The organism is Sphingomonas sp. DC1600-2 (assembly GCF_049897605.1).
Taxonomy (GTDB): domain Bacteria; phylum Pseudomonadota; class Alphaproteobacteria; order Sphingomonadales; family Sphingomonadaceae; genus Sphingomonas.
The window spans coordinates 1-9,466 of the sequence record NZ_JAFCWO010000027.1; the positions used below are offsets into that span (position 1 = coordinate 1).

Annotated in this window: 8 protein-coding genes and 1 pseudogene; 3 read left to right on the forward strand and 6 right to left on the reverse strand. The window is 61.3% G+C overall.

From position 1 onward, the window contains the following. Window positions 1-176: 176 nt before the first annotated feature. The 5 genes from ACP7BL_RS17355 to ACP7BL_RS17375 form a co-directional block, all read right to left on the reverse strand. On the reverse strand, window positions 177-1,304 hold the full coding sequence (locus tag ACP7BL_RS17355; RefSeq protein ID WP_212742242.1) for an isopenicillin N synthase family dioxygenase: 1,128 nt from the start codon (window positions 1,302-1,304) through the stop codon (window positions 177-179). Next, a complete protein-coding gene (locus tag ACP7BL_RS17360; protein ID WP_124811530.1) occupies window positions 1,301-2,155 on the reverse strand; it encodes a phosphodiesterase in 855 nt (284 codons plus the stop codon). The genes ACP7BL_RS17355 and ACP7BL_RS17360 overlap by 4 nt, the downstream gene beginning before the upstream one ends. Window positions 2,156-2,169: 14 nt before the next feature. After that, entirely contained in the window at window positions 2,170-3,306 is a 1,137-nt protein-coding gene (locus ACP7BL_RS17365; protein WP_226019286.1) for a cobalamin-independent methionine synthase II family protein, read from the reverse strand. 184 nt (window positions 3,307-3,490) lie between these two features. Next, entirely contained in the window at window positions 3,491-5,890 is a 2,400-nt protein-coding gene (locus ACP7BL_RS17370) for a TonB-dependent receptor (RefSeq protein WP_426258903.1), read from the reverse strand. 414 nt (window positions 5,891-6,304) lie between these two features. Further along, window positions 6,305-6,937 (reverse strand): LysE family translocator, encoded by a 633-nt coding sequence (locus tag ACP7BL_RS17375; protein WP_277788385.1) that lies wholly within the window; start codon window positions 6,935-6,937, stop codon window positions 6,305-6,307. Between the two features lie 130 nt (window positions 6,938-7,067). Here ACP7BL_RS17375 and ACP7BL_RS17380 point away from each other — a divergent pair, with 130 nt between their 5' ends. Beyond that, the gene (locus ACP7BL_RS17380; protein WP_277788432.1) at window positions 7,068-7,541 is read left to right on the forward strand and encodes an Lrp/AsnC family transcriptional regulator; all 474 of its coding nucleotides are present in this window, start codon (window positions 7,068-7,070) and stop codon (window positions 7,539-7,541) included. A gap of 23 nt (window positions 7,542-7,564) precedes the next feature. Here ACP7BL_RS17380 and ACP7BL_RS17385 read toward each other — a convergent pair whose 3' ends face one another. Beyond that, window positions 7,565-8,080: an Lrp/AsnC family transcriptional regulator gene (locus tag ACP7BL_RS17385; protein ID WP_137788391.1), complete on the reverse strand. Its 516-nt coding sequence runs from the start codon at window positions 8,078-8,080 to the stop codon at window positions 7,565-7,567. Window positions 8,081-8,129: 49 nt separating this feature from the next. Here ACP7BL_RS17385 and ACP7BL_RS17390 point away from each other — a divergent pair, with 49 nt between their 5' ends. Both ACP7BL_RS17390 and ACP7BL_RS17395 read left to right on the forward strand, forming a co-directional pair. Further along, window positions 8,130-9,038, forward strand: a complete 909-nt coding sequence (locus ACP7BL_RS17390; RefSeq protein ID WP_137788392.1) for a phytanoyl-CoA dioxygenase family protein — start codon at window positions 8,130-8,132, stop codon at window positions 9,036-9,038. Window positions 9,039-9,079: 41 nt separating this feature from the next. After that, window positions 9,080-9,259, forward strand: a pseudogene (locus tag ACP7BL_RS17395) (helix-turn-helix domain-containing protein); the annotation flags it as partial. Window positions 9,260-9,466: the final 207 nt, after the last annotated feature.

The window sequence follows — 9,466 nt, forward strand, 5'->3', positions numbered from 1 at the left end:
TCCATGTCGATCACTCCCGATACCCCAGACTGGTCAGCCAGGGGCGGGTTCAAACATGGGTCAATTCTCAATGGAAATTTATGCCCCTACCGGGTCAATTCTCAGCGGAAATCTACAGACAACTTGCATTCAGCGTCTCTGCGAATGCAAACGAAAGCGTGATTGAACCTAGATGTCTAGACATCATTAACCCCATGGGTTTGCGTTGCCTTAGCGCTTGTGGCGGCATCGGGATCGATCAGGTCACCGTAATGGGCCCGCGCAACATCGGGATGCGAACGGATACGCGCCTTCAGGTGGTTCTCACCGACGCTGCGGAACAGCGGGTTGGCCGGGTCAGAGCTCACGCCGCGGGCGACCGCCTTGAGTTCGGGCGGGAGGTCGATGAGAGGGATATGTCCTTCGTGGCTGGCACCAAGAAAGAACGGGATGGAGTACCGAACGATTCCGGAAGGCGGTGTCACCGCTGCATGGACGTCTGCGCGCACGAAACCATCCGTTGCAAGCTCGAGCAATTCCCCGGTGTTCACGACAAAGGTGCCCGGGATCGGTGGTGCTTCGACCCAGCTGCCATCCTGGCGCTGGACACGGAGACCCTCGGTGCTGTCCTGGAGCAGGATCGTCACGAGACCGCCGTCCTTGTGCGCCCCGACGCCCTGTTCAGAGCGGGCCACATCACGGCCGGGATAGCGAACGATCTTCAGGTGCTGACGCGGAGCCGATTTGTAGAGCGGCTCGAAAGCACCTTCCGGTTGCCCGAGAGCAAGTGCGATGGCTTTCAGCAAATCGATCGCGACGCGGGTCACTTCGGCCTGGTACGTCGTGATGATCGGCTTCAGGCTGGGCATTGCCGAGGGCCACTGGTTAGGGCCAATCGTCCGCTTCCATGCGGGCGTGTCCGGACCAATCTCGGCGAAGTCCTCCTCGCGGTCGAAATCGACCTGCTCGCGCCAATCCTGTCGGCCGCCGGTCAGTTCACCGCCGATACGGGTGTAGCCGCGGAATTGGGCCGATTTGACGATGTCGATTTCGAGCTTGGCCTCGCGCGGCAAGGCAAAGAACATCCTCGATGCCGTCAGGGCCTGCGAGATGAGGTCGGGCCTGACGCCGTGACCACGAAGATAGAAAAAGCCATGATCGAAAAGGATCTCGCGCAATTCGCCGACCAGCTGCTGACGGTCCTCCTGGCTGCCATACAGGAGTGACAGATCAAGGAAGGGCAACTGGCTCGTCGACACAGCTTCCGCCGACGTGAACTCGTTGGTGCGCTGGAGCACCGGATCGGGGAGTTGGGTGACAGTCACTGGGCGTTGTCCGTGATGCGGGTCTCGCGCGGCGCCATACGAACGACCTGCTGCTCCACGGGGAGGTCTGGATCGTACATGTACTTCGGGCTGGCATCGAGAAAGTCGTGGGTGTGAACGATGACGGCTCCGCCTTGCAGGAATGCGATGGCATAGGCCGGCGGCTCCATGCTGCAGGGGATGCCGCGCTCGATGGTGAAGTCGAGCCAGAGTTGGTGGTTGAGGCCGCGCAGGGTAGTGAAGGGAATGCCGCGCCAGCTCCCTGCGATCGGCCGGTGCACGTGGCCGAAGAAGATGTGCCGGATATCGTGTCCTTCAAGCACCTTTGCAAAGGCGTCCGGATCCTCGAGCATGATCTCGTCGACCGCGCGCAGGTTCACGGGCAGCGGATGGTGATGCATGAACAGGTAGCATGGACGACCCGCTGCCTCTTCAAGCCGCGCCTTCAGCCATGCCTGTCGCTTTGCGCAATAGGCGCCTGCGTGCCCGGTCGCCTTCTTGGTGTCGAGGAACAGGAGGCGCCCGGCGTCGGTGTCGATGAAAGACTGAACGAAACCATCTGCGTCGGTTGGCTCTTCGGGAAACACCTGGAGAAACTCGTCACGGGCGTCGTGATTGCCGATAACCAGGCGGACGGGCACCGGCAGCGCTTCTAGCGCTTCTCGCAGGCGGATGTATGCGCCGTGCTCGCCATGATGGGCCAGGTCGCCGGTAATGACACACAAGTCGGCATCAGCGTGGTTGGCAGCGATATCGGCGATGCAGGCCTCAAGCCGCACGCCGGGATCGTTTTCGAACAGACTTCGCCCTTTGGGAACAAGGTGCAAATCCGTAATCTGGATGATTTTCATCTTACGGGTCTCGCTCAGCGCCACAGGCGGCGCGAGGCGATCTCGGCGCCCTGAACCATCGCTTCGAGCTTACGCCAGCCAATTGCCGGATCGACGGCATGGAAGGAGGCGAAGGTTGCAAACCCGCAGTCTGTACCGGCGATCACGCGTTCGCGGCCCACCAGATTGGCGTATTGCTCGATACGCTGCGCCACCACTTCCGGGTGCTCGATATAGTTCGTGCAGGTGTCGATGACGCCAGGCACGATCACCTTGTCCTCGGGAAGCGGCGTCTCCTTGAACAGGCTCCATTCGTGGGAATGGCGCGGGTTGGCCGCTTCGAGCAGGATCGCCATCGGCTTGGCGGTCACGATCAGGTCGAAGATTTCGTGCAGGTCGATGTCGTGGTGGTGGGGCGATTCGTAGTTACCCCAGCACAAGTGCAGACGCAGACGGTCGGCCGGAATGTCGCGCAGGGCGTGGTTGAGCACTTCGACGTGAAGTGCGACTTCCTTACGGAAGTCCGCGACTTCCATCGGCTGCGCGCGGAAATGCCGGCCAAGCGCGAGCTCGGGACAGTCGATCTGAAGGAGAAGGCCGGAGGCGACGATGGCGTCGTACTCCCGCTTCATCGTGTCTGCGAGCGCGTAGAGGTATTCCTCCTGCGTCGCGTAAAACTTATTGGGCATGTAATGCGCCATGATGCCTGGCGAAGAGGCATTCATGAACGCGTCCTCAACCGCGACGCCTTCAAGCGCGGCCTTCAGGTTGTTGATGTCGGACGCGACATGCTCATCGCCATGATAGGAGAGCGGGCCGACGCAGGTCGGGGTCTTGATTTCCATCACGATCTTGCTGGCGAACTCGGGGAATTCGGTGAGCTCGGACAGGGCCAGCGGGTGATCGACGCCGGTGAGGCCGGTCATGCGGTCACGCGCATAAGTTGCATAGGCGTATTTGCTCATCTCGCCGTCGTCGACGATGGAGATGCCAAGATCGGCCTGCCGCTTCACCACGTCGCGAACCGCAGTCGTGATTTCATCGGGCATCGCGTCAAGCGATGCGGCGTCGAGTTCGCCGCGTTCGCGTGCCAGCAGCTTGGCTTCCAGGCTTGCCGGACGCGGCAAGCTGCCAACATGGGTGGTGAGAATGCGATCGGTGCTGATCTTCATGTCATACTCCTGAGCATTTTGCAGACCTGTTCCTGAGCAACCCGGCAGGTCTTCGCGCTTGTGCGCTCACTGTGAACGTTTTGATCGACCAGCGCCCATTGCGAGATCATGCTTAGCAAATCTGGGCGGCAATCGGGTTAAGAGGTCGGATCGACAAGCGCCGATCCGACCGTGATTATTGAACTTAGAACCGCTTCGATGCCGACATGCCGATCGTGCGGGGCCGGAAGGTGGTGTCAGTGAAGAGATCCGATCCCACCAGGTCCTGGTAGCGGCCAAGTGCCGGATGGGCGTTCAGCGCGTTGGTCATGAAGAGCGCGATATCGACGTTCTGCCAGTTCACGCCTGCACGCAGGTTGAGCTGGTTAGTCGCCGGGTTTGCCGGGATGTCGGGCTTGTAGAGCACCGGCGATGCCGGGTTCTGCGAGTTGAACGGTCCCGGATTACGGCTGTGGAAGACATCTTCTGCACGCAGATAGCCATCGATGTCGCCGGGCAGGACGAAGGTATATTCCGCGGTGGCGCGCAGGTCCCAGGGCGAATTGACCCAGGGCGGTGAGCCGATGACATCGCCCTTGGTGTTCAGGATGACGCCGTACTGCTCGATCGTCTCCTTCATGCGGGTGCCCGTGTAGCTGGCGGACACGCCCAGCTTGAACGCGTCGGTCACCTTGGCATTGAGGGTGAGATTGAAGCCGTTGACCTCAGCCTTGCCGGCGTTGGTCGTGTAGGTGTAGCCGCAGGTCGGGATATAGACACCCTGCTGGATGTCGTTCCAGTCGATATGGAAGGCGTTGGCGTCCACGCCCAGACGGCCGCCGAACAGCTTGCCCTTCAGACCGGCTTCGTAGCTCCAGACCGAATCCGCCTTGAAGGAGGCCGGCGCGGGAACCGGGCAGCCAACGCCGCCCTCTTGGGTCTGCAGCGGGATCGGGATGTTGGTGCCGCCGACGCGGTAGCCCTTGCCGGCCGATGCATAGAGCATGAGGTTCGGGCTGGCATGATAGGTCACGCCCACCTTGGGGGTGAATGGCTTCTCGTGGTTCTTGCCGCTCGAAACCGGGAACAGGCCGCCGGTCCAGTAGCCGCTCTGCTCCTGGTAGAAGCTCGATTTGGTGCTCGCGATACGAGCGCCTGCCGTCAGCGTCAGGCCCTTGACCACTTCCCAATCGACCTGACCGAAACCTGCGATCTGCTTGTCGTAGGAGTAGAGGCTGCCGGTGAACTCGGACACGTAGGGATCCATGCCGAGGTAGGCTGAAAAATACGGGTCGATCGAAACGTGGGTGTCGTGCTGGGTGCTGTCGGAGTAGAATGCACCAACGGTCCACTTTAGCGCAGCATCCGGGTTCGAGGAGGAAAGACGCACTTCCTGCGTGAACTGGTGCAGCGAGGTGGTGACATCCTTCCAGGCCGCGTCGGTTTGGCGCGCGGGATAGGCGAGGCCCATCGGGTTGCCATAACCGACAGTTACCGCGCCATAGAAGCTGGTGATGTCAGCGAGCACGCTGCCCTTGCGGTCGAGGTACGAGCTGACCGAGGTCAACGTAACACCGCCTAAATCGGCTTCGAGCTTCAGCGAGGGAAGCACGAACTGATCTTGGTTAGGCTGACGCAGAAGACGCCCGTTCTTGAACTTGCCTTCGCTCGGATCGGAAAGGTACTCGTAGTACGCAGCGCTGTCGTTCGTATTGACCTTCTGGAAGTAGATCGACGGCGTGATCTTCAGCCACTCCGTCGGTGCTGCTGTCACTGCAGCGCGAAGCGCATAGGAGTCGGAGAAATTCGAGTTCGCCTGCACGGTCTTCAGGTTGAACGGATCGACCCGGTCGATGTAACCGCCGTCGTGGCGATACCAACCGCTGACCCGGAACCCGAGCTTGTCATTGACAATGGGCCCGCCGAGCGCGGCGCCGGCTTCGTAGCTTGGGCTGCCGCCCTGCGTGAACGAGAGCTCGGTACGCGCCATACCCGTGTAATGATCGAGACCGGGCTCAGGGCTGATGAAGCGCAGCGCACCGCCTTCTGCGCCTGCGCCAAACAGCGTGCCCTGGGGGCCGCGGTCGACTTCGACGTGATCCACATCGAACATCAGGGGCAGAGGATTGCCGAAGCCCGAAATCCACGTGGCACGCGCCTGGATCGGGGTATCGTCGATATAGATACCGGTCGTGGAGTGACCGACGGACGAGTTGATGCCCCGGATGGCGATGTTGGTCAGCGCACCGCCGCCATAGATTCCGGCCGACTTGTCGAACTGGACGCCCGGCGTCATCTGGGCGAGGTCGGACACGCTGCGGATGGCTGATTTTTCCAGCGCTTCGGGATTGTAGGCCTCGACGCTGATAGGCACCTTCGAGATCTCTTCACGGCGCTTGGTTGCCGTCACGACGATATCGGAGCCATCGCTGTCAGCGGCGGCTTCGTCTGCGATGGCTGGCTGAGCGCAAATGCCAAGAGCCACGATGCAGGCCGCGCCAAGGAGGCTGGCGCGACGGGCGCCGAAAACTCGTTCGGATGAATAGTGCGACTTATTTGTGGTGGAGTCGTAGCGCTCCAGCAATTCGGTTGCGGAAACAGTCATTTGAACCCTCGTGAAATCCATGTTTGAACCGATTGGTCCGCGCAGCTGACCGTGCCCCCGGCCCGCCCCGGCCTGCGCGCCGGGACATCCCTGAAACATTCGAATGTCCCGCTAGTGTTGGATTATGATAGTTTCACGACATGGGGAAAAATTCATCCGAATGATTTGAGGCCCGCAACAACGCCGACGCCTGCGGTAGACACGACTCCCTTCAAAATCCGGTTCCGCAAGGAGTGTCGGTTCGATTCCGACCACCCGCACCATCTCTCGGCGCTGCCCTCCGAAGGAGGAGGCCACACGTTCAAATCGTGTCGGGTGCGCCAACCGCATCTGCCTGCTCTCCTGAAAGAGCCCGCTAGGTGATGTTGGCTTGCGAGGATCGCGCTCGCAGAAGTGATCCAGGCATGTAGAATCTCACGCGGGCATTTGCGTGAACGCCAGCCGGACACCAAAGCCGATCAGCAGCGTCGCGAACGTCCATTGCTGGACAGCGTAAGCAAAAGGATGCCGGCCGAGCCATTGGCCGATCGAGGCGCCGGCAAGCGAGTAGAGCGTATCGAACGCCGCGCCCACTGCGACCAGGATAGCGCCCAGCAGAAGGAACTGGCCCGCCGTGCTCGATGCCGGAGCTACGAACTGCGGCAACAGCACCGAGCAGAATAGCAGCGCCTTGGGATTGGCGACGTTCGTCACGAAGCCCCGCTTGGTTGACCGGCTATATCCGGAGGGGTGGCCCGAAACCTGAGCTTCCAACGTCTGCGGAGCATGACGCCAAGAGCGTAGGATGCCGATTCCCATCCAAACAAGATAAGCCATCCCGGCATAGCGCATGACGTCGAACGCCACGGGCGATGCGCGTAGCAAGGTTGCGAGCCCGAACGCCGCCAGCGCGACATGGATCACCCGCGCCGCGGCCAGGCCGAGCGCGGTGGCGATTGCATGCGCGCGCCCTTCGGTCGCTCCAGTTTGGAGGAGCAGGATCATGTCGGCGCCGGGCAGCAGATACACGACGACAAGCGCGCTGATGAAGATCCAGAGGTTTGGCATGGCTATCTCCTTGCGTCACAAGGAATAGCTGCAAGGGCCGGAGCATGTCCTTGCGAACATGCCACGGTTGACCGATGATCTTGGCATACTCACTAGGTCAAGTACGGGGTTTGGAGATTCTGTGCCAAGCATGTCTCTGGACGCGATCGATCAGCGCATATTGGCGGCCCTGCAACGCAATGGCCGGCTGACCAATGTGGAACTGGCGGCGTTGGTCGGCCTGTCGCCTTCGCCATGCCTGCGGCGGGTGCGCCTGCTGGAAGAGGCGGGCATCATTTCGGGCTATCGCGCGACACTCGAACGCGACGCCCTCGGCCTCGGTCTGACAGTCTTCGTCGGCATCAAGGTGGAGCGGCATGACGATGAGGTCGCCAGCGCTTTGCGGGCAGCGATTGAAGCGCTCCCCGAGGTCGTGTCCTGCCATCTCGTGTCAGGCGAGGCCGATTTCTTGCTCGAGGCCGTACTGCCCGATCTCGCCGGCTATGAGCATTTCCTGACCGGCACGTTGTTGAAGCTGCCCGGCGTCCGCGACATCCGCAGCAACTTCGCGATCCAGCGCGTCAAGTCGGGCGCGCCGCTGCCGCTCCACCACTTGAAGGAGTAGCAGGCGCGCACGTCGTCCAGGGCTCATTCCGCCACTTGAAAGACCGGAAGTTCGTAGCGGCGACGGGCGTCGAAGATGATCGATGTCTCAATCCGGGTGACCCCTGGCCGGTTTGTAAACTGATCGAGAGCTAAATCCTTGAGGTGCTGCGTGTCGCGCACGACAACATGGACCACCAGATCGTAGCGCCCCGTCACGAGAAAGGCGAAGCGGACCTCAGGCACCTTGACGATATCGTCCATGAAGGTGTCGACCGTGCCGCGCTCGTGCTTCGACAGTTCGATCATGAACAGCGCCTCGAGCCCGACGCCGAGCGCCTTGGGATCGACCTCCACATGCGTTCCCAGGAGCACGCCTGCGTCTCGCATGCGCTTGATGCGCTCGTGCGTGGACGACGGGGCGAGTCCGATCTCCGCCGCGATCTCCTTGACAGACAGCCGCGCATTGTTCTGCAAGAACCCCAGAATGGCGACGTCTGTTCGGTCAAGGTCGGCGCTCGGTGCACTCCGCCGTAAAGTATTCGTTCGATAATCTATCATGCCGACGATAATATCGGGATCAGCAAAGAATGCCAGATGGAAATAGGATATGTTCGCTTTTGACCTGCCGCTGTTCGCCCGTTTGGGCGAAGATGATATTGCCCGTTTTCGCCGCGACGGTTTCCTGATCGTTGAGCGCTTTCTGTCGGAGGAGCGCGTCACCGCGTTGCGCGAGAGTTTCCCGAAGCTGTTTGCCGGCAAGTTCGACACCGGCGTCTACCCCGACGAATGGTATTGGCGCGAAGGCATGAGTTTGCCGGACGTGACGCGGCACATGGCGAACGCCTGGAAGGCGGATCTGACTGTCGCCAAGCTCGCACTCTCGGCCGATGTTGGGCGCGCGGCATCGCTGCTGACCGGCTGGTCCGGTGCGCGCCTCGGCCAGGATACGATCTGGTGGAAGGCGCCGAAGACGAAGCCGATCGCGCATCATCAGGACTCGTCCTTCATGGACTTCCTCGATCCCGCCATGACGGTGACCTGCTGGGTGACGCTTGACGACACCCATCGCGACGCCGGGACGTTGGAATATGTGCCCGGTTCTCACCTCTGGCCGCTCACCCCTTTGCCGAAATCCTTCCATGGGCAGGACGACTATCGCGCCCAGATGAAGGCGGCCGCGCAGGCGGCGAGCATCGAGCCTCCCGATCCGATTTTCATTGAAGTGCCGGCTGGCTCCTGCGTCTTCCATGCCGGTGAAATCTGGCACGGGTCGGGTCCGAACATCACGGGTGATCGGATTCGTCGTTCGATCGGCATCCACATGATCCCGGAGGATGCACAGTTCAGCGATCGGCCCGGCGGCTACATCTATCGCCGTTACCAACGGACGGATGACCCGACGCTCGATGAGAGCTTCTTCCCCTTGCTCTGGTCGCGCTCAGCCGAACGCACGACCTGGCTGGACGGCTACTGCGAGAGCGGCCGGCGGCGCAGTCCTAAACGGATGCCCGCTTGATCCTTATGCAAAGCGCTTTCGGAGCTTGATTTATATGCACCATGACCTTTGACATCCGTCAGCTTCGCTATGCGATTGCGGTGGCCGATCATGGGAGTTTTCACCGCGCAGCGGAGGCGATGGAAGTCGAACAATCGACGCTCAGCCGAAACGTCCTGAAATTGGAGCGCCTGATCGGCGTCAAGATCTTCGACCGCTCGCATGCTGGCACCACCCTAACCATCGCGGGACGCCAGTTCATTCGCAGGGCCAGGCCGATGGTGGCGTGCGCCGACAAGCTGGCCTCAATCATGCGGGCGACGCGTCAGGGGGCTCTGTTGCAAAGATTGGCGGCAGTCAGAGGTAGGCTGTCGCTCTGCGCCGATCAGGCGGCTGCTGCGAAATGGTGGTTGAGCATGCCCATGGCCTCCGTCAGCGCCGAGGGCCCA

Excerpts from the sequence above, each read along its gene's own strand:
- ACP7BL_RS17360 (WP_124811530.1), bottom strand. The coding sequence starts at position 2,155 with ATGAAAATCATCCAGATTACGGATTTGCACCTTGTTCCCAAAGGGCGA.
- ACP7BL_RS17365 (WP_226019286.1), bottom strand. The coding sequence starts at position 3,306 with ATGAAGATCAGCACCGATCGCATTCTCACCACCCATGTTGGCAGCTTG.
- ACP7BL_RS17370 (WP_426258903.1), bottom strand. The coding sequence starts at position 5,890 with ATGACTGTTTCCGCAACCGAATTGCTGGAGCGCTACGACTCCACCACA.
- ACP7BL_RS17375 (WP_277788385.1), bottom strand. The coding sequence starts at position 6,937 with ATGCCAAACCTCTGGATCTTCATCAGCGCGCTTGTCGTCGTGTATCTG.
- ACP7BL_RS17380 (WP_277788432.1), top strand. The coding sequence starts at position 7,068 with ATGTCTCTGGACGCGATCGATCAGCGCATATTGGCGGCCCTGCAACGC.
- ACP7BL_RS17385 (WP_137788391.1), bottom strand. The coding sequence starts at position 8,080 with ATGATAGATTATCGAACGAATACTTTACGGCGGAGTGCACCGAGCGCC.
- ACP7BL_RS17390 (WP_137788392.1), top strand. The coding sequence starts at position 8,130 with ATGTTCGCTTTTGACCTGCCGCTGTTCGCCCGTTTGGGCGAAGATGAT.